Raw genomic sequence first — 20467 nt, forward strand, 5'->3', positions numbered from 1 at the left:
GTCAGTTTCTCACGATCGCCGGCGCAGAACGATCAGCAGCATCGGGGCTCCCACAAGGGCCGAGATCAACCCGGCGGGGATCTGATAGGGAAAAGCGATCATGCGCCCCGTCCAGTCGGCGATGACGAGAAGAGCCGCCCCAATGAGGGCGGCGGCGAGGAGCTGGCCGGCGGACCGGCGAAGGCCGAGCCCGTGGGCAAGGTGCGGCGCCATCAAGCCGACGAAGCTCAAGGGGCCGACGACCAGCGTCGCCGCCGCCGTCATGATCGCCGAGAGACCGAACAGCACCGCGCGTGCGGGAACGATTCTGAGGCCGAGTTCGCTTGCCGTCTCGGGTCCGAGCTGCAGGAGAGCAAGCCAACGGCTGGCGAGAAAGGCTACGGCCAGGCAGCCGAGCGCAATCAGCAGGGCGCTTGCCGCCACCGCATTGTCGACGAAATAGGTCGAGCCCGCCATCCAGCGGATGAGCGCCAGGCCGCGCGGATCGCCGCTCGCGGCAAGCACGCCGATCCCGGCGTCGAGTATCGCGCCGAGGGCGATTCCCGCCAGCAGCACACGGTTCGGGCCGAAGCCGGAACGCGCGCTCAACAGGAAGATCAGGGTCAGCACGACAAGGGCGCCGCCGCCGGCAAAGGCAAGCTGGATCGTCAGGCCGGGTGCCGCAAAGGCGAACATCGCGGCGGCAACGCCGAGCGTTGCGCCTGCCGATACCCCAAGCACCTCGGGGCTTGCCATTTCGTTTCCGGTCAGCCGTTGCAGAATGAGGCCCGTCACGCCGAGCACGGTGCCTGCGCCAAACGCGGCGGCGACCCGCGGCAGCCGAAGGGGAAGGATTTCGTCCCACGCGGCGGCCGGCAACCATGTCCAGGCGCCGTCGGGTGCGCGGCCGAAGAAGATTGCGGCGATCGCCAAGGCGATGACCAGGACGAGCAGGGCAGCGAAGGATGCCGTTTTGTTGTTGACTGCATGTTGGGGTGATGCCACGCCGGGCAGCGCGCGCGAGGCTGTGGCGAGGCGTGGGAGAAGAGCAATCAGGATCGGGCCGCCGAGCAGTGCCGTCACCGCCCCCGTTGGCACGAAGTCGCCTGGAGCAACAAGCTTGATCGCCTGATCCGTCAGGAGCAGAAGGCCGGCGCCTGTAATGGGCGACCAGATCAGCTGGCTGAGGATGCGCCTGGCGCCGGCAAGCCGGACGATCTGCGGAGCGACCAGCCCGATGAAGCCGATGACGCCGACGGCGCTGGTGACGAGGGCGCTGAGCGCGATGGCAATCGCCAGCATCACACTCCGTGCCCATTTGATCGGCAAGCCAAGGCTTGTCGCGCCGGCATCGCCGATCTGGCTCAGCGTCAACGGTCTCGTGGCGAGAAGGGCAAGAGCGGTGAGCAGCGCCACCTTCGGCAGCAGCGATGCCGGGATCGCCCAGCTCTGCTGCGACAGCGATCCGGCGCCCCAGATGAAGATCCCCGAGAGATATTGATCGTTCATCAGCACCAGGATGGCCGCCGCCGCCCCGCACCAGAGGCCGACGATCATGCCTGACAGGATGAGAGAAAAGGGCGAAAAACCGTGCCGGGCGCTGATCGAAAAGATGGCGAAGGCGGCCGCGGCACTTCCGGCAAGCGCGACCGCATCCCGGCCCCATCCCGTCAATGAGGGAACGGCGAGCATGACCGACACCAGCGCCAGATTGGCGCCGGTGGAAATGCCGAGCGTTGTCGGCGAGGCCAGCGGATTGCGCAGCACCTGTTGCAGGATCGTGCCGGAGAGTGCGAGTGCTGCGCCGGCGATCAGGGCTGTCGCCATGCGCGGCAGCGTCGAATAGAGGAGCAAAAGACGCTCGGCATCATAACCGCCGGTCGCTGCCTTGAGATGCGGCAGCGCCGCCCAAACCTCCAGCACGGCAAGGGCCAATCCGGAAAAGAGCAGCAGGCCCGCAAGTGCGGGCGCCCCGAACTGAGAAAATCTGGCTTTCATCGGGCTGCGGTCTCCAGCGTATCGACGACCAGGGTCGAAAACCGCAGCGCCTCCTGCACCATTCCGAACATCAGAACGCCCGGGATGACCGAGATCCGTTTCCGCTTGACGAAGGGAAGGCTGGTCCAGAGCGGACTCTCGGAAAGCTGCGTCAGCACGTCGGGTGGAAGCAGCGGCGAAACGACGATCAGATGCGCTTCCTGGTCGAGTTCGGCGAGCTGTTCCAGGCCGACCGTTTGAAATCCCCAGTAACTGGCCTCGCCCTTCCAGGCATTCTCAAGGCCGACGCGCTTCATGGCGCCGCTGAAAAGCCCCGGGCCGCCATAGATGCGTGCATGCCTGCTGTCGATGAAGTTGATGACGGCAACCGGAGGCGCAGACAGGTTTTTTGTCCGGTCGCGCAACCGATCGAAAGCGGCATCGGCATGAGACAGAAATGCCTTTGCTTCCTGTGCCCGTCCGATCAGCGCGCCGAGCCGCAGCGTTTCGGCGTAGGAACAGTCGAGCGCCTCGTTGTGTTCGGTGTAAATGGTGAACCGCTCCACCGGCGCGATCTGCGACAGTTTATCGTCCAGTGCCGCAAGGAAAGGGGTGCTCAGAATGAGCGACGGCCGGATGCTGGTGAGGACCTCGAGATTGATCTCCGACGTGGTGCCGAGATCGACGACGCCGGCCGGCATCGTCGGCGCGACCACCCATTCCCCCCAGTTTCTCAAGGAAACGACGGCACGCGGCGTCCGGCCGAGCGCAAGCATTGTCGACGCCAGCCCGTAGTCGAGCGAAACGATCCCGCCGTCTCCGGCACGCACGATTGCGGGTGCGCCGGTCATTGCCAGCGCGCCAAGCAGAAAGTCTCGTCGTCTCAAAGCGTCGTCTCACGTGCCTGAACACCGGCGAGCGGCTTGACCATGAACAGGCACGGGTGATCCTCGTGCCACAGCTTTGCTAAGACCTCCGCCCTGATAAAGCCGTTGCGGTCATAGAAGCGCCGCGTCGCCTCGAATTGCGGTTCCTCGCGGTTGCGCGGGGCGAGCGTCTTGACCGTCAGCAGCCGGGCACCCGCTTCATGGCTGAAACGTTCGGCTTCATCGAGGAGATGACGTCCGGCGCCGCGGCCGTGATGTTCGGGCCGGGTCGCGATCAATGCGATTTCGACGGCGCCGGGCAGGTGCGGCTTCAACGCCATCAGCGCGGTGACGACATCGGCTTCGATATAGCCGAAGACCGGCAGCTCTTCGATCGCCTGGGCGCTCGCTTCGATGACCTCGGGTTCTGAAAACCAGTCGGGCAAAGCCCCCATGATCGATCGGCAGAGCTCCGCCTTGCCCGTCAGGATCTCAACTGTCCTTCCCATTTTTCTCGCTTTCACTCCGTCGATTTAAACTTGACTCCTGTTATCACCTTAAAATAGACACTGCAATCAAATCGTGTACTTTTCCTGCAAAAAGGAGCGCCACGACTACGTCGACCAGTAACGACAAAGCCTGATTTTCCATTTGTAAAAAGGGTACGGGACAATGCAAGCATTGCATCGCGATGTGAATGGAAATGCCGTTGTCAACGCCATGATCGAAAACAAGGATAAGCTCCTTAAGACGATTGAAAGTGTTGTCAAATCAAGGTCATATTCCGAGGATATCTTTCAGGATGGTGTTATTAAAGCTTACGGGGTCAAAACCGATGGTATTCGTTGCCCGATCGGTTACGCCTTTCGGATGGTCTACAATCTTGCGCTCGACGAAAGCCGCCGCCGCCGTCAGCAGATGAACAACTATAGGTCGATCGACCAGGTGCAGGAGATCACGGCTCCCATCCCCACCGTGCTCGACCAGCTTGTCGCTGCCGAGACCCTGCGCGATGTGCTTGCCTCGCTCGAGGCGCTGCCGAAGCGCACCAACGATGCCTTCATTCGCCACCGCCTCAACGGCGTGCCGCAGAAGGATATTGCCGCCGAACTCGGCGTCTCAAGGACCCTCGTCAACTTCATGATCAAGGCGGCGGAGGAGCATTGCCATCTGGCGATGGCCGAACCCCTCCTGCGCCCCGATCATGCGCACCGGCAGGTTGTTAGCGTCTCGCCGCGTGCAGCGCCTGCTGCAAATCGTTCCACAGCAATTCCGGCTCTTCCAGGCCAACGGCGAAACGAACCGTCTGCTCGCTCACGCCGAACCGGATGAAAGAGGTCATCCGGTCTGGGATTTGCAGCGCCACCTTGGCGGGGACCACCAGCGTTTCCGGTCCCCCCCAGCTGACGCCGAGGCGGATGTCGCGAAGGCTATTCACAAAACGTGCGACATCGATGTCGGGATTGAGGTCGAAGGCGAACAGCCCGGCATAACCCGATAGCGTCGCCCGCCCGGGATGATCCTGAAAGGCCGGGTGACGGACGCGCGCGATCGCCGAATGCTGTATCAGCCGATCGGCCAGCAGAAGCCCGCTGCGCTCATGTTCCTTCAGCCGGACACGCAGCGTGCGCATGCCGCGTAGCAGCAGCCAGGCCTCGAACGGCGAGAGTTTGGCGCCGACATAGGGGTAGGAGGTTGCATTGATCCTGGCGATCGCCTCCTTCGAGCCGACGACGACGCCGGCGACCGTATCGCTGTGGCCGCCGAGATATTTCGAGGCGGCGTGAATGACGATATCGACGCCATGCTGTATCGGCTTCTGAAAGAGCGGCGTTGCCCAGGAATTGTCGATGATGGTGGTAACGCCCGCCTCCTTAGCCATGGCCGACAGCGCTGCAATGTCCTGCAGTTCGAAGACGAAAGATGTCGGGTTTTCAAGGTAGAGCAGCTTGGCGCCCGAGAGCGCCTTGCGGACCTCGTCGTGGTCGGCTGGGTCGACGAAGTCCACCCCGACGCCGAGCCGGCCGAGCAGTTTGACCAGAAGGCGATAGACATCATTATAGAGATGGCGGACCGCAACGACCTGGTCGCCGGCCTCTACGAGGCTCAGAATTGTCGAGGTAATGGCGGCCGTTCCGCTCGAGAAGGCGCGCCCATCCTCCGCGCCCTCGAGGCGGGCGACCAGGAGTTCGAATTCGCGGACGGTCGGATTGTCGCCGCGCGAATAGATGTAGTTGCGCTTACGGCCTGCGAAAACATCCTCCATCGCCTCGTAACTGTCATAGGTGAAGAGCGAGGTCTGGAAGATCGGCGGCGACGCGGCGTTGAATGCCGCTGGATCGACGGGGTGAAGAGATCGTCGGCGACCGCATGGGCGCCGAGATCGTGCGGGTTGATCGACTGGTTCATGGTCATCCTCTCATGGACAAAAGCTGGGATGGGGACGGAAGGAGGTCAGATGGCCGGTGGTGCGCTGCCGGAGCACGCTGAGCGTCCTCATCAGGCAGACGGCCGACAGCAGGCCGGTCAGGGCAGAGGCCAGGAACATCGCGGCCAGCAGGCCCGAAAAGCCGAAGAACGGGGGCAGGAGCGCAAGCAGCGGAAAAAGCAGATAGCCGTTCTGCGCCAGGCCGATGGCAATCGCCGCTTTCGGTCTGCCCTGGGCCTGGAAGAGGATCAGCACGGTTTGCCGCAGGCCGAACAGCAGGAGGGGAAGATGGGTGGCGATGATCGCCTGCCCCGCGATCCCAATCACTGCCGCATCGTCGGTGAAGAACGAGGCAAGCTCTTGGGAGAAGACCAGCGCGATCAGCCCGTAGACGCCGCTCACCGCACTCGTGACAGCTGTCAGGATGCGGGTTGCCGACAGCACCCTGGCCATATCGCCGCTACCCCAGGCAAAACTTAAAATGGACTGGGCCCCAAGCGAGATACCGATAACGGGAAGCGTTCCGACAGCAAGCAGCCGCAAGGCAATCCCGATGCCGGCAATGCCCGCTTCTCCGTGATAGGCGCCGGCAAGCGATACCAGGATCGCAATCGCGCCTGCGGTCGTAAGGCTGGTCAGCGTCGTCGGCGCGCCAATTGCAAGGACGGGCCTGAGATAGCGGATATCTCCCAGCCGCCAATCAAGCGTCAGCCGGACTAACCCAAGCCGCCTGGCGTGGTAAGTGCCATAGATGGAGAGCGCGACGAGCTGGGACAGGATGGTGGCGATTGCCACGCCCTGCAGGCCGAGACCGACGCCGAAGATCATGATCGGGTCGAGGATCATGTTCAGGGCAAAGCAGGCGACCAGCGTCCACATGCTGAAGCGGGCGTTACCCTCCGCGATCGCCAGGAAATCGAGAATGATCTGCGCCATCGTCAGCGGCACCGAGATCGCGATGATCATCAGATAACGCTGTGCGAGCGGCTGAAGGGCGGGCGTGACGCCGAACAGCAGCAGATCGGGAAATGCGAGGAGTGCGAGCGCACCTGCCGCGCCGAAGGCGATACCGGCAGCAAGGCTGATCGAAGCGATGGCACCGGCCCGCGACCGGTTGCCCGCTCCGAGCAGACGCCCGACCTCGGTTGCGACACCGACGCCGATGCCTTCGCCGAAGGCGGCGATGAGCATGAGGATCGGCAGGACGATCATGATCGCGGCGATCTGGTCTTCGCCGATCATGCCGACGAAGATCATGTTGATCGTGTGATGCGCGGCATTGATGGACAGGCCGAACATGGCCGGCAGCCCGAGCCGCAGCAGCAGCCTGAATAGCTGCGGGCTGGCAAGATCCTCAGGCGCAAGCCGCCGTTTCCGCAGGCTGCCGCTCATCTCGCTCATGTCGTTCATGATGCGGGCACCCAGAGATGATCGCCGAAGAAACGCTCGCGGGTCAGCATGACGAGCAGCGCCCGCTTGTGCGGAAAATTGAAATGCTTGACCTTGGCAAAGCCGGAGCGATCGAGGTTGCGGATCTGCTGCTCGTGGCTGGCGCGCGGCTCGCCGACGATGCGCTTCGTGCGTGGATCGTCGAGGAAAATGAAATGCATCAGCGAGGGAAGCCATGCGCTGATCCATTTCTTGCCGCGATAATCGGGCTCGCCGATCGCCACATGCCAGCCGCGGTCGTAGTCGTCGGCATCGTAGAAGGGACCGAGCCGGTTTTCCTTGGCCCAGTAGACCTCGAAATAACCGAAGGGGATATCCGCGAAACTGCCGATCAGCGGCAGGACATGCGGATCGGCGATCCGCTCCTCCAGGATCTCCCGATGTTTGTCGAGCGAACCCGCATCCTCCCAGATCGTGTTGACCTGTTCGTCGTTCATCCAGCGATGGAAGGCGGCAAGATCGGTCTCGGGATCGGCCACCCGGAAGCTGATGTCGCGTTCCAGCCAGGGGATGAACCGCCGATAGACCGTGCCCTTCGGCTTTGCCGGCCGGCGCGGATGATAGCGCCCCGCCGTCATCTCCTGCACGGGCGGCAGCGGATAGGTGAGCTGCGGCAGCCAGAGCGATGGCCATTGCCAGAGGATCTCTGCATCCAGCCTGCCGCCGGCGCCCGAAATATGCGGCGGGAGGCTTGCCTGATGCCCCTCGAAGACGATCGACCTGATCGAGCGATCTTCCGCCGTCACGGCTTCGGCGGCCGCCATCAGAAGCTCCGCCGATCGCGCGGGATCACCGTGGTAGAAAGTCAGCGTCGCGGTGCCGGCCTCGACCTCGAATGCGGCCTCATGGTGCCCGTGCGCGGTCTTCAGATGGATGAGATTGGGTGCGAGGCTGATGTACCTGCGCGACTGCAGAACGCGCCTTTGTTTGGCGGCGTCGAAATCCATGATGTCCTCCTTGACCGACAGGGCTTTTGATGTGGCGAGCACTAAGCCCGCTCTTGTGCCGATTTGGTAGAATGACGATCCATCTCTGGGCGGATTTAGGGGTGAACGAAGAAAAAAATTCTCAGCAATTTTCTAAACCGCAGCCATCGTGATCCGTCATTTGCGCATGACATCAATCACCGCAGGAGCTTTCGATGGACAGTTTTGAGCCTCGCGACGATCTCTGGATCGCCGTCATCGACACCGAGCGTCACTACTCGGTCTGGCCGCAGGACAAGCAGATTCCCACGGGCTGGGAGCCGGCCGGCTTTGCCGGTTCGCGCCAGGAATGCCTGGCGCATATCCGTGACGTCTGGACGGACTCGCGCCCCCTCTCGCTGCGCTCGGCAATATCAGGCGATGCGCGTCTCTGAACAACGTCCGGATCGCCAAGATGAACAAGCAAATCACCAATTTCGCCGATGCTTCCCCGACCGATGCTGCAATGGACACAGTCTTCGAGAGCTTTCCGCTGACGATCGCGCAGAAGCGCATCTGGTCGCTGGAGCAGATCGGCAATTACACCGTCTTTCCCGACCAGGTCATCGGGCTGCGATTGAGCCCGGCGGTCGACGCCGAGACGCTTGCTGCGGCCTGCCGGGCGCTCGTGGCGCAAAATCCGTCGCTTGCCAGCCGCTTCCGCCGGCTGGCGGGCGGCCGCATCGAGCAATATCGCGGCGCATCGAACGCCGTGCCGATCGAGCTCCTCGGCAAAGACGGCGCGGCCCTTTCAGAGCCGGATGCGTTGGCTGCAAGGAAAGCCTTCCGCGACAAGCGTTTCAATCTCCTGGCGGAGCCCGGCGCGCGCGTCCAGATCATCCTGCTTGCCCAGAGGCAGTCGCTGCTGACGATCGTGCTGCATCCGATCGTCTGCGACGACCACGAAAAATCCGTTCTTGCCGGGTCGCTGGCGCGGCTTCTCGACGGCGAGCCCGTTGGCGACATGCAACCAGTGGAAATCTCGGCCGGGACGCGGGAGGCCGATTGGCTGGAGACGGACGAGGCGCGGGAAGCGCTTGCCTATTGGCGCGACACCATCGGTCTCGACTATGCGGCCTCGACCTTTCCCACCCGCTTCAACAGCGGCGGGCTGGCAGGCGTGGCGCGCGCGCAGCATCGATTTTCGCTCGAGCCTGATCTCTGGAGCAAACTCGAACGGCATGCGGCGGATAAGGGCGTTCCGGTCGAGCGCGTGCTTCACGCCGGTTTCTGCGCGCTGCTGGCACGCTACAGCGGCAACTACGCTTTGCTGACCGGCCTTCTCGTCGCGCGGCCCGATAAGGAACATTTCGCCAGCCGCGGCCGTGCCGAGCAGGTGCTCCCGCTCATCCTGTCGCTGACGTCGAGACACTCTCTCGACGATGTCATCGCGGCGATCTCGTCGGCGAGCGAAGAGGGGCAGCGCCGGCTCCTGCCGCTGGAACGCATCACCCAGGAACTGGTCGTCGACGAAGCCGCCGCCCAGGAAGCCGTGGTCAAGGCGCTGTTTGAATTCCGCGGACCCTATGCGGTCCCCAGCCGGGCCACAAATCTGGAGCCGCCGGGTGCCCGCGCCGACTGCGAGCTTTCGCTGGTGGTCGAGGCGCATTCGGATGGTGCATCGGCGCTGATCGACTACGCGCAGGACCTCTATGACGGCGCCCTGGTTGCCCGCATCGCCAGGCATTTCGGCCTCGTGCTCGAACAGATGGTCGCGCAGCCGAATGTGAGGATCAAGGATATCGAACTGGTTGGGAGCGAAGAGCTCGACTGGTTGTCGGCGCCTTACGAGGATGATGCCGTCAACGACGACAGGCCGGTGCATGAGCTGATCGCAGCCCATTCGCGCCGCACGCCCGACAAAACCGCGATCGTCTACGGTGACGAGGAATGGAGCCATGGCTGGCTGGAGACGAACACCAACCGCCTCGGCCATCGGCTTCGGCAGCTCGGCGTCCGCGCCGAGGTGACTGTCGCCATCTTCATCAAGCGCTCGCCGGAGGCGCTCGTCGGCATTCTCGCGACGCTGAAAGCCGGCGGCGCCTATATTCCCGTCGAGCCCGACCACCCGCCGGTGCGCAACCACCACATTCTGCGCGACGGCGGCGTCAAGATCGTGTTGACCCATAGCTGGCTGCGCCATCGGCTGCCGGAAGAACTCGACGCCATTATCCTCGAACTCGACAAGATCGACCTCGACGGCGAGCCGGATACGCCGCTCTATATTCCCACGCACAAGGATCAGCTCGCCTATATCATGTACACGTCGGGCTCGACCGGATTGCCGAAGGGCGTCGCCGTCGAACACGGGCCGCTGACTCACCATCTGCAAAACACCTCGCGTGTCTACGGCATGAGCTCGGAATCCCGCGAGCTGCCGTTCCTGCCCTTCAGCTCGGATGGCGGCCATGAGCGGTGGATGAACCCGCTGATGGAGGGCGGCAGCATCATTCTCCCCGATCAGCCGCTCTGGACGCCGGAAGAGACATTGACGGCGATGCGCAAGCATGGCGCCAACAATGCCAGCATTCCCACAACCTATCTGCAGCAACTGGCGGAATGGGCTGACATCACCGACGGCGCGCCGCCGATGCGGCTTTACTCCTTCGGCGGCGAGGGGCTTGCACAACCGACCTTCGATCTGCTGTCGCGGGCGCTGAAGTCGGAATGGCTGATCAACGGTTACGGTCCGACGGAAACCATCATGACGCCGATGGTCTGGAAGGTCAGAGCCGGCACGAAGTTCCAGGGCGTCTATGCGCCGCTCGGCCGTGCAGTCGGGCTGCGGCGCGTCTATGTGCTGGACCCCGATCTCAACCTGTGCCCGATCGGCGTCACTGGCGAACTCCACATCGGCGGCGAGGGTATCGCGCGCGGCTATCTCGGCAAGCCGGATACGACGGCGGATCGCTTCATTCCCGACCCATTCTCCAAGGAGGGCGGCCGGCTTTATCGCTCCGGCGACCTGACGCGTTGGCGTGAGGACGGAACCGTCGAATTCGTCGGCCGCGTCGACCACCAGGTGAAGCTGCGCGGATACCGCATCGAGCTCGGCGAGATCGAAGCAGCACTCCTCCAGCAGCCCGGCGTCGGTGAAGCGCTGGTCGTGCTGCGCGATGACGATGCCGGCGAGAAGGCGCTGGTCGCCTATGTCGTTCCGAAGAAGGACGAGACGTTAAACGTCGAGACCGTCCGCACCGGCCTCGAACGCAGCCTGCCCTCCTACATGGTGCCGGCGGCAGTGGTCGAACTGGAAAAGATGCCGACCAATCCGAACAGCAAGCTCGACCGCTTCGCGCTGCCAGCACCCCAGCCGGTCCGGCGTGAAATCGTCGGGCCGGCGACCACGCTCGAAGAAGAGGTGCTGGATGTCTGGCGCCAGGTTCTCAAACTGGAAGCGATCAGCGTCGAGGACAATTTCTTCACGATCGGCGGCAATTCGCTGGGCGCGATCCGCATTCTTTCGCAGCTCAGGCAGCGCCGGCCGAAAACGCCGCTTACCGTCGCCGATATCTTCAACAACCCGACCATCCGCGCCTTTGCCGGCGTGATGGAGCAGGGCGCCGAGCGGGATCTGTCGGAGGTGATCGTGCTGCGCGCTTCCGGCGCCAAGCCGCGGCTCTATTGCTTCCCGGGGCTTCTCGTCAGCACCCGCGAATATGTGAAGCTTGTCGATTATCTCGGGGCCGACCAGCCGGCGACCGGCTTCATTTGCCATTCGCTGTCCGAAAAGAAGGAAGTCGGCGCACCGATCGAAGAGATCATCGAGAGCTATGTCGATCATGTCAGGACCCATAGCAGAGGCGCGCCCTGCACTTTCCTCGGCTGGTCCTGGGGCGGGCTTCTCGCCTATGAGGCGGCCCGCACGCTCGGCAATGAGGTCGACGTCAGGATGATGGCGATGGTGGATGTTTGCGATCTCGGCTCGGAATTCGCGATCGGCGCCAAGCCGAGGTTCCGGCCGGGCGAGCGCGACATGCTTCACCGGGACGTCGAGGCATGGCTGCAAAAGACGGAGATGCGTCCCGAATGGGACCGGCTGCTGTCGACGATGGATGGCGATACCTACGATCAGTTCCTGCGCTTCGTCGGCGACGAAAAGGACCCGCTTCCGACTGACGGGCCGGATATCAGCAGCCGCGAGCATACGTTCTGGGTGCTGATCGACAATGCCCTGATCTTCCGCAAGCACCGGCTCGTCCCTCACGATGTCCCGATCTATCCCTGGGCGGCCGACGACAGCCTCAACCGCGGCCTCAACCTGATCGATTGGCGTCGCCTGTCGCCGCGAGCGCATGCGGCCGAAATCATCACCGGCACCAACCATCTGCACATGATCGGGTCTCCCGCCTTCCATTCTAGGCTTGCCCTGCGTCTCAAGGAAACAGAGAAGGATTTCGCATGACCGTCGCTTTTACCCGCAGGGACGCCCTCAACGAGCCGCTCGATCTTGCCGGCATCGGCATCGGACCCTCCAATCTGAGCCTCGCCTGCCTGCTGGAATCGGTGCCCGAGGTCCGCAGCCGCTTCTTCGAGCGGCGGGACGCATTCGACTGGCATCCCGGCATGATGATGCCCGGCGTCGAGTTGCAATCGTCCTTCCTGAAGGACCTCGTCACCCCGGTCCTGCCGACCAGCCGCTGGTCGTTCGTTTCCTATCTGGTGGCGCATAAGAGGCTCTACGCCTTCCTCAACGCCAACTACGATGCCGTTCCCAGGCAGGAATTCGCACGTTATCTCGCCTGGGTCGCCAAGGGCGTGGCGGGGTTGCGCTTCGGGACGGAGATTCGCGACGTCGAGCACTGCGACGACCGCTTCGTCCTGCGCTTCGATAACGGCCAGGAGGAAGCGCGAAACCTGGTGATCGGCACGGGTTCCTCGCCCTTCGTACCCGACTGGGCAAAACCGTTCCTGGGCGCCGATTGCTTTCATAACAGCGAGGCCAAATCGCGCCTGCGCGATCTCGGCGTCGGCCGCATCGTCGTGGTCGGCGGCGGTCAAAGCGGCGGCGAGGTTGTCGACGCCTTGCTTGCCGATCCCGGCTCGATGAAAGAGCTGACATGGATCAGCCGGCGGCACAATTTCGAGCCGATCAACGACACGCCGTTTTCAAACCAGGTCTTTTCGCCGGAATATGTGCAGGCCTATCTGAAGCTCGGCGGCGAGCAGAAACAGGCAGCCTTGAAGAACTCGATCCTGACCAGCGACGGCCTGTCGATTTCGACGATTCACGCGATCTACCGCCGTCTCTATGCATTGCGCTACCTCGAGCCGGGCACGCTCAATGCAGCTCTGGCGCCAAATCGCGACGTGATCCAGATGGAGCGGAACGGCAATGCCTACCGGCTCATCGTCCGGAATCAATTCGATGGCGGGATCGAGGTGCTTCACGCGGATGCGGTGGTGCTCGCAACCGGCTACCGTTTCCGATTGCCGGATGCGCTCGCCTCGCTGGGTGAACGGATAACGCTCGACAGAAACGGCTATCCGATGCTCAACGACGACTACACGATGCAATGGACGGGCCCGAGGGCAAACCGGCTGCTGGCGCAGAACGCGGGTCGATACTCGCATGGTATCGCCGACTCTCAGCTCAGCCTGATGGCCTGGCGCAGCGCGACGATCGTCAATACGCTTCTCGGCCGGCAGCATTTCGACGCAGAGCCGGACAATGCGCAACTGGCCTGGGCGACGGAGACGGCATCCGCAATGCCGCATCAGCTCCGGGTCGGCTATTCGGAAGGCATGCTGTCGTCCTGAAATATCCGTGTCGAAATGTGGGGGAGCCCGGATTGGCAGCAGGCAGCCAGCGCGACGACGTGCTGGCTGCCGCTTTCGATCAGACGGTGGTGCCATCGCCGATCGCGATCGCCGCCGACCATAACGGGCACGCCATCCTTCCAGGCAAAAGCGATGTTGCGAGGATCCTCACGCAGCCCGACGCCCAGCGCCTTCAAATGGCTTTCTTTGAGCGTCCAGAGTGCGACGGCCGCTTGTGGGTGTTCGTGGGCAGGCAATTCCGCTATCCAGCGCCGCTCGTCTCTACTGCAGTAGCTCGCCACTGCCGCCTCCTCGATCTCGACGTCGATGCGTTCGCAGTCTATTCCGACGTGATCACATCCTGAAGCGACGGCGACCGTCACCAGCCCGTCAGCATTGGCGAGGCTGAATTGCGGTGTATCTCGACCCTCGAGGCTCAGCCTGCCGTTCTTGTCCGGAGACAAGACCAGCTTGCCTGGCGCTGTTCCGATAGACAAGCTCAACAGCCGCCGCAGGAGGTAGCGACCGGCCATGAACGAGGCGCGATCGCCTTCAAATTGGTAGGTCGCCGCCCGATCCCGTTCATCCTGCGAGAGCGACCGCATCCAGCGGTTCCAGTCGCGATCGTTCCTGGAATATTGCCAGAGCGCGATTTCAATTCCGGCAGGGTGATTGTCCGATTGCTGCATAGGTCCATTATCTCTTCTCAACACCGCGTCGCAAGCACCCGGTCGTATCGAAAGATTCAGCATGGATTATTTTCGCTCGCCATGGCTGTTTTTATTTAGGATTCCAGTAACTTGAGGTCGTGGTGCGGTGAATTAATCGCGGAAGTAACTGTGCGCGTAAAAGATTTGTGCAAACCGGACAGGGTCCAATGTTTAGTTAATACTAAATTATTGAATCTGGTGCGAGATTTTGCATCAACCGGCAATCCGGTCGTCCCAGCTGTCTTGGAGGAGACCCGCATGAAGCGCCCGAGCATCAAGCAAGCCCTGATCGTGAAGCTATCGATCATCAGCCTTTTCATGGTTGGCCTGTCCTATATCTCGCTGAGCACGATTTCTACGCTTCGTGCCAATACCGAGCAAATCGGGAGCATCTGGATGCAGCGGCTTGTGACCGCGCGCGAGATCAAGGATAACTTCCTCGACCTGAAGCTGGACTACGCGCAGTATCTTCTGGAGGATACGGCGGAGGAGCGAAAGGCCGGACAACAAAAAATCGATACCGCTCGCGCCGCGGTGGAAAAAGTTGTTGCAGAATACGAAAAAGGTCTCCGCACCGAGCGCGGGCGCGAATTGCTCAATCAGATCAAACCTGAACTGGACAAGTATCGCGGGCTGGCAGAGCAGATGATTGCGCTGCAAAATAGTGACAAGGCATCCGACGCGGCTCGCTTCTTCAAGGAAAATATGGAACCGCAATCCGCGCTGGTGGATAAGGGTGTCGGCGATCTGGTTGCTTTCATTCTCAGCCAGGCCGAAGGCTTTGTTGCCGCGAGCGACGGTTCCGCGACGTCCGCTTTCATGTTGACGGCCGCAATCGCAGCGCTGGCCGTAATCATCTCCATGGCTGGCATCGCATTTGCAATATTTGGCATTGCCAATCCGATCCGAAGCATCGCATCGGCCATGAGGCGTTTGTCGGACGGTGACCTTGATAGCGACATACCCGGTGCCGGCCGCGCCGACGAAGTTGGGGAAATGGCCGGCGCTGTCGAAGTCTTCCGCCAGAATGCTCTCAATGTCGTGAGGCTTGAGAAGGAAGCTGCGGCATCCCGCAGCGAGAGCGAAGCAGTGCGCGCGGCCGCCCAACAGCGCGCCGAACGTGAGGCGGAACAATTGCGCTTCGCAACCATGACATTGGGCGGAGGCCTCCGCAGGCTTGCAGCCGGCGATATATCCTTTCAGCTTTCGGAGCAATTTGCATCCGAATACGAAGCCTTGCGCCAAGACTTCAACGCTTCACTCCGGCAATTGGGGGCGACGATCGGGGCAGTGCTGCAGACGGTACACAGCATCGATAATGGCACGGGTGAGATTGCCTCTGCCGCGCAGGACCTTTCCAAACGTACCGAACAGCAAGCAGCCTCTCTCGAGGAGACGGCTGCAGCCTTGGACGAGATCACCTCGAATGTGACGATGGCGACTCAACGCACCGACGAGGCGCGCAAAGTGGCCGTGGAAGCTGATATCAGCGCTCAGCGGTCGGCAACAGTCGTGTCGGAGGCGGAGCAGGCCATGCGACGCATCGAGAACAGTTCGGAGCAGATTTCGAACATCATCGGTGCAATCGATGAAATCGCCTTCCAGACGAACCTGCTGGCGCTGAACGCCGGCGTCGAAGCTGCCCGTGCGGGTGAGGCCGGCAAAGGTTTTGCAGTGGTCGCGCAAGAAGTCCGTGAGCTCGCTCAGCGCGCCGCGCAAGCAGCCAAGGAAATCAAGGGCTTTATTCAAAAGTCGTCAACCGACGTGAAAGATGGCGTGAAACTGGTTCTCGAAACCGGTACGTCGCTCAAGTCGATCGGCGAATACGTTGCACAAATTAACCAACTGATGGACGCGATTGCCACATCGGCGCGCGAGCAGTCGACTGGACTTGCAGAGATCAATATCGCCGTCAACCAGATGGACCAGGCGACCCAGCAAAATGCTGCGATGGTTGAGCAGTCGACGGCTGCTGCCGCCTCGTTGTCCTCCGAGGCAGGCCGCCTGAGGGATCTGGTCAATCAATTTCAATTGGACGGCGACAAAGGTGCGGCGGGCGCAGAGCGCAGCGGGCGGGCCTTTGAAGGCAACATGCCGATCCGATTGGTCGCTCCGCGGCGCGTGACGCAACGATGAAGCGCGCCTGACGTTGGATCATATATACGAGATAACTCGACCCAGCCGTCCTGGCGATTGCCGAGCATAAGCAACCTGCACAAACGGCAAGTTCCGGCGGGTTGTCCCGCTCGCCCGCCAAGACGGTCGTCTTGCTCACTTCTCGCCACATCGGCGCGGTAGGCGCCGAGCTGTTCGATATAGAGCGGCCCGTTTAACGGCGCGGCCTCGCCTTTGGGCGAACGTGTCTCCATCAGCAAGTGCAGGTCAGGGAATTTATGAGCCTGATCGATAACCCTATGCAAAGAAGGGGGCCTAATCAAAGGGCGGAGGTGCACTAGCTATGCTCACGGCGTCGAGGCGCGCCTATGTCCAACGAGCAAGGTGGAGCAGTCCATGCCAAGCCAGACACGACTGGAACTTTCCCGTCGAGATTTACTTATCTCGTCGGCCGCAACGATTGCGGTAACCGCAGCCGTCACTCCCGCGGCGGCACAGTCCCCAGGAAATGAAATGGCGTATACATCGAAAGTTTCCTTCACGGTCAACGGCGAGAAATGCGATCTCGAGGTCGACAACAGAACTTCGCTGCTCGACGCGCTGCGTGAGCATCTGCATCTGACCGGCACGAAAAAGGGATGCGACCACGGCCAATGCGGCGCATGTACGGTCTTGGTCGACGGCCACCGCATCAACGCCTGTCTGACGCTGGCGGTCATGCACGAAGGCGACCGGATCACCACGATCGAAGGTCTCGGTCAGCCTGGCAATCTTCATCCGATGCAGGCAGCCTTCGTGAAACATGACGGTTTCCAATGCGGCTACTGCACGCCGGGGCAGATCTGTTCCTCCGTCGCGGTGCTCGAGGAGATCAAGGCGAATATACCGAGCCACGTCACCAGCGATCTTACGGCTGTGGCGGCCGTCACTCCCGTCGAGATCCGCGAGCGCATGAGCGGCAATATCTGTCGGTGTGGCGCCTACTCCAACATTCTCGATGCCATTTCGGAAGTCGCGGGGATTAAAGCATGAGAGCCTTCACCTATGAACGTGCCTCGTCGGTCGAGGCCGCGGCCAAGGCGGTCGCCTCCAATCCTGCAAGCAAATTCATCGCCGGCGGCACCAACCTCCTCGACCTGATGAAGCTTGAAATCGAGACGCCGGCGCATCTGATCGACATCAACGGCCTCGGCCTCGACAAGATCGAAGCCACTGAGGCGGGTGGGTTGCGTATCGGCGCCTTGGTCCGCAACACGGATCTCGCAGCCCACGAAACTGTTCGCCGCGACTACGGTCTGTTGTCCCATGCCTTGGTCGCGGGTGCGTCCGGCCAACTGCGCAACAAGGCGACGACGGCCGGCAACCTCCTTCAGCGTACACGCTGTCCTTATTTTTATGACACGAACCAGCCATGCAACAAGCGGCAGCCGGGCAGCGGCTGTTCGGCCATCGGCGGCTTCAGCCGCCAGCATGCGGTGGTCGGGGTGAGCGAGAGCTGCATCGCCACCCATCCGAGTGACATGGCCATCGCCATGCGGGCGCTCGATGCCGTCGTCGAGACGGTAAGGGCAGATGGCAGCCGGCGATCGATTCCGATCGGCGACTTTCATCGATTGCCCGGTGATACGCCTGAAGTCGAGACCGTTCTTGAGAGCGGCGAGTTCGTCACGGCGGTGCTGCTGCCGCCCCCGATCGGCGGCAAGCACATCTATCGCAAGGTGCGAGACCGTGCCTCCTACGCCTTCGCACTCGTCTCGATCGGAGCTGTTATCCAGCCGGACGGTACAGGACATGTCGCCGTCGGTGGCGTCGCCCATAAGCCGTGGCGCGTTGAGGCAGCCGAAGCCGAGCTGCCGAAAGGCGCCCGGGCGGCGGCAGGCGTCCTTCTCTCCAGCGCCCGTCCTACCGAACAGAACCGTTTCAAAGTCGATCTGGTCGAGCGCACGCTCGGCGCGGTCATTGCCGAAGCAAGGGGGTGAGCCATGCAGTTCGATAGACCCGCGACAACCAACCCGATCGACAATCTGAAGGTCGTCGGTCAGCCGATCCACCGCATCGACGGCCAGCTCAAGACGACCGGCACGGCGATGTATGCCTATGAGTGGCACGACCCCAACATGCGTTATGCCTACGGCTATCCGGTCGGCGCGGCCATCGCCAAGGGTCGCATCAAGTCCATGGACGTCTCCACCGCCAAGACAGCTCCTGGCGTGCTTGCCGTCGTTACGACGCTCGACGTCGGCGAGTTGGAAAAGGGCAAGTTCAACACCGCCAAGCTTTTCGGCGGCGACGAGATTCAGCATTATCACCAGGCAATCGCGGTCGTTGTCGCCGAGACCTTCGAGCAGGCTCGCGCCGCAGCCGCTCTGGTCAAGGTCGACTATAGCGAGGAAAAGGGTGCGTTTGATCTCGGCCAGGCAAAGGATTCGGCCGTCAAGCCGGATGAAACGCAGCAGCCTGATACCGCGGCCGGCGACTTCGATTCTGCCTTCAGCTCCGCTCCCGTCACTCTGGACGCGACTTACACGACGCCCGATCAGTCGCATGCGATGATGGAGCCGCACGCCTCGATCGCAGCCTGGAACGGCGGAGAGCTGACTGTCTGGACCTCCAGCCAGATGATCGACTGGTGGCGTTCAGACCTTGCGACGACGCTCGGCATCGACAAGGAGAAGATCCACCTCATGTCACCCTTCATCGGCGGCGGCTTCGGCGGCAAGCTCTTCCTGCGGGCGGATGCAGTGCTCGCCGTTGTCGGTGCGCGCGCGGTAAAGCGGCCCGTCAAGGTTGCCTTGCCCCGGCCCTTCCTCATGAACAACACCACCCACCGGCCGGCGACGATCCAGCGGATTCGCATCGGAAGCGAGCGTGACGGCAAGATAACCGCCATTGCCCACGAGAGCTGGTCCGGCGACCAACCCGGCGGGCAGCTTGAGACCGCCGTTAACCAGACCCGCCTTCTCTATGCCGGAGCGAACCGTATGACCGCTATGCGGCTGGCGACGCTTCATCTTCCCGAGGGTAACGCCATGCGCGCTCCCGGCGAGGCGCCGGGACTGATGGCGCTCGAGATCGCCATCGACGAGGTTGCCGAGAAAGTCGGTATCGATCCCGTGCAGTTTCGCATTATCAACGACACGCAGGTCGATCCGGAGAAGCCGCAGCGGCCCTTTTCTCAGCGCAATCTCATCGGCTGCCTCAAGCTCGGCGCTGAGCGGTTTGGCTGGAGTGAACGCGGAAGGCCGGGTTCCAAACGGGACGGCAACTGGCTGGTCGGCATGGGCGTTGCCGCTGCTTTCCGCAACAATCTGGTGCTTCCCTCGGGCGCGCGGGTAAAGCTCGACCGGGAGGGCGTCGTGACGGTTGAAACCGACATGACCGACATCGGCACGGGCAGCTACACGATCATCGCGCAGACAGCCGCTGAAATGATGGGAGTGCCGATCGACAAGGTTGCCGTCCAGCTCGGCGACTCGCGTTTTCCCGTTTCGGCGGGTTCCGGCGGACAGTTCGGCGCCAACTCTTCGACATCAGGTGTTTACGCGGCCTGCATCAAGCTGCGTGAGGCCATCGCAAAGAAGCTCGGCTTCAACTCCGAAGACAGTGTCTTCGAAAACGGCGAGGTACGCTCGGGCAATCGTTCGGTTCCTCTTGCCGAGGCCGCCGGTCCGGACGGTCTTGTCGGCGAAGACACGATCAAGTGGGGCGAGATCACCGAGACGCATCAGCAGTCGACATTCGGCGCGCACTTCGTGGAGGTTGGCGTCGACGTTGCCACTGGGGAAAGTCGCATCCGCAGGATGCTCGCGGTCTGCGCGGCCGGCCGGATCCTCAACCCGATCACCGCCCGCAGCCAGGTGATCGGCGCCATGACCATGGGGGCCGGCGGCGCGCTGTCAGAGGAGTTGGCGGTCGATACTCGCCGCGGCTTCTTCGTCAACCACGATCTCGCCAGCTACGAGGTGCCGGTGCATGCCGACATTCCACACCAGGAGGTAATTTTCCTTGACGAGACCGATCCGATGTCGTCGCCGATGAAAGCGAAGGGCGTGGGCGAACTTGGCCTTTGCGGCGTTGCAGCAGCGATCGCCAATGCCGTCTACAATGCGACCGGCGTGAGGGTCCGGCATTATCCGCTCACACTCGACAAACTCATCGGCGGCTTACCTGATGTGGCCTGATTATCGACGGCGATCTGGAAACCGGACCGCCGTTGCC

Annotated in this window: 14 protein-coding genes and 1 pseudogene; 8 read left to right on the forward strand and 7 right to left on the reverse strand. The window is 62.2% G+C overall.

The features are described from left to right. Window positions 1-9: 9 nt before the first annotated feature. Genes fhuB through ACS4RS_RS30355 form a run of 3 tightly spaced genes read right to left on the reverse strand, consistent with a single transcriptional unit; the run spans window position 10 to window position 3331 of the window. Window positions 10-1977 (reverse strand): Fe(3+)-hydroxamate ABC transporter permease FhuB, encoded by a 1968-nt coding sequence (fhuB, locus tag ACS4RS_RS30345; protein ID WP_439011947.1) that lies wholly within the window; start codon window positions 1975-1977, stop codon window positions 10-12. Then, window positions 1974-2807: an ABC transporter substrate-binding protein gene (locus tag ACS4RS_RS30350; RefSeq protein ID WP_439012580.1), complete on the reverse strand. Its 834-nt coding sequence runs from the start codon at window positions 2805-2807 to the stop codon at window positions 1974-1976. Before ACS4RS_RS30350 ends, fhuB begins: the two co-directional genes overlap by 4 nt. A 32-nt stretch (window positions 2808-2839) precedes the next feature. After that, entirely contained in the window at window positions 2840-3331 is a 492-nt protein-coding gene (locus tag ACS4RS_RS30355; protein ID WP_439011948.1) for a GNAT family N-acetyltransferase, read from the reverse strand. Window positions 3332-3494: 163 nt separating this feature from the next. Here ACS4RS_RS30355 and ACS4RS_RS30360 point away from each other — a divergent pair, with 163 nt between their 5' ends. Further along, window positions 3495-4154: a sigma-70 family RNA polymerase sigma factor gene (locus ACS4RS_RS30360; RefSeq protein ID WP_439011949.1), complete on the forward strand. Its 660-nt coding sequence runs from the start codon at window positions 3495-3497 to the stop codon at window positions 4152-4154. Here the strand turns inward: ACS4RS_RS30360 and ACS4RS_RS30365 are convergent. The 3 genes and pseudogenes from ACS4RS_RS30365 to ACS4RS_RS30375 form a co-directional block, all read right to left on the reverse strand. After that, window positions 4045-5231: pseudogene (locus ACS4RS_RS30365) on the reverse strand (PLP-dependent transferase). The gene ACS4RS_RS30360 and the pseudogene ACS4RS_RS30365 overlap by 110 nt on opposite strands. Window positions 5232-5241: 10 nt before the next feature. Continuing rightward, a complete protein-coding gene (locus tag ACS4RS_RS30370; protein ID WP_439011950.1) occupies window positions 5242-6660 on the reverse strand; it encodes an MATE family efflux transporter in 1419 nt (472 codons plus the stop codon). Beyond that, window positions 6657-7646, reverse strand: coding sequence for a GNAT family N-acetyltransferase (locus tag ACS4RS_RS30375; protein ID WP_449314133.1), 990 nt, complete (start codon window positions 7644-7646; stop codon window positions 6657-6659). The genes ACS4RS_RS30370 and ACS4RS_RS30375 overlap by 4 nt, the downstream gene beginning before the upstream one ends. A 194-nt stretch (window positions 7647-7840) precedes the next feature. Here ACS4RS_RS30375 and ACS4RS_RS30380 point away from each other — a divergent pair, with 194 nt between their 5' ends. Genes ACS4RS_RS30380 through ACS4RS_RS30390 form a run of 3 tightly spaced genes read left to right on the forward strand, consistent with a single transcriptional unit; the run spans window position 7841 to window position 13424 of the window. Continuing rightward, entirely contained in the window at window positions 7841-8059 is a 219-nt protein-coding gene (locus ACS4RS_RS30380; RefSeq protein WP_439011952.1) for an MbtH family protein, read from the forward strand. Window positions 8060-8079: 20 nt separating this feature from the next. After that, entirely contained in the window at window positions 8080-12069 is a 3990-nt protein-coding gene (locus ACS4RS_RS30385; protein WP_439011953.1) for an amino acid adenylation domain-containing protein, read from the forward strand. Next, the gene (locus ACS4RS_RS30390) at window positions 12066-13424 is read left to right on the forward strand and encodes a SidA/IucD/PvdA family monooxygenase (RefSeq protein ID WP_439011954.1); all 1359 of its coding nucleotides are present in this window, start codon (window positions 12066-12068) and stop codon (window positions 13422-13424) included. Before ACS4RS_RS30385 ends, ACS4RS_RS30390 begins: the two co-directional genes overlap by 4 nt. On the opposite strand, the gene ACS4RS_RS30395 is transcribed toward ACS4RS_RS30390, so the two are convergent. Beyond that, a complete protein-coding gene (locus tag ACS4RS_RS30395; RefSeq protein ID WP_439011955.1) occupies window positions 13397-14113 on the reverse strand; it encodes a 4'-phosphopantetheinyl transferase superfamily protein in 717 nt (238 codons plus the stop codon). The two genes, ACS4RS_RS30390 and ACS4RS_RS30395, sit on opposite strands and share 28 nt — an antisense overlap. 279 nt (window positions 14114-14392) lie before the next feature. Between ACS4RS_RS30395 and ACS4RS_RS30400 the strand changes: the two genes are divergently transcribed. The 4 genes from ACS4RS_RS30400 to paoC all read left to right on the forward strand — a co-directional run bounded on the left by ACS4RS_RS30400 (window position 14393) and on the right by paoC (window position 20430). After that, complete coding sequence (locus tag ACS4RS_RS30400) at window positions 14393-16270, forward strand: methyl-accepting chemotaxis protein (RefSeq protein WP_439011956.1); 1878 nt, start codon at window positions 14393-14395, stop codon at window positions 16268-16270. Between the two features lie 363 nt (window positions 16271-16633). Next, on the forward strand, window positions 16634-17281 hold the full coding sequence (gene paoA / locus ACS4RS_RS30405; RefSeq protein WP_439011957.1) for an aldehyde dehydrogenase iron-sulfur subunit PaoA: 648 nt from the start codon (window positions 16634-16636) through the stop codon (window positions 17279-17281). Continuing rightward, the gene (locus tag ACS4RS_RS30410) at window positions 17278-18228 is read left to right on the forward strand and encodes an FAD binding domain-containing protein (RefSeq protein WP_439011958.1); all 951 of its coding nucleotides are present in this window, start codon (window positions 17278-17280) and stop codon (window positions 18226-18228) included. The genes paoA and ACS4RS_RS30410 overlap by 4 nt, the downstream gene beginning before the upstream one ends. Window positions 18229-18231: 3 nt before the next feature. Beyond that, complete coding sequence (gene paoC / locus ACS4RS_RS30415) at window positions 18232-20430, forward strand: aldehyde oxidoreductase molybdenum-binding subunit PaoC (RefSeq protein WP_439011959.1); 2199 nt, start codon at window positions 18232-18234, stop codon at window positions 20428-20430. Window positions 20431-20467 lie beyond the last annotated feature (37 nt).

This window comes from Rhizobium sp. F40D2, assembly GCF_051810745.2.
GTDB lineage: Bacteria > Pseudomonadota > Alphaproteobacteria > Rhizobiales > Rhizobiaceae > Rhizobium.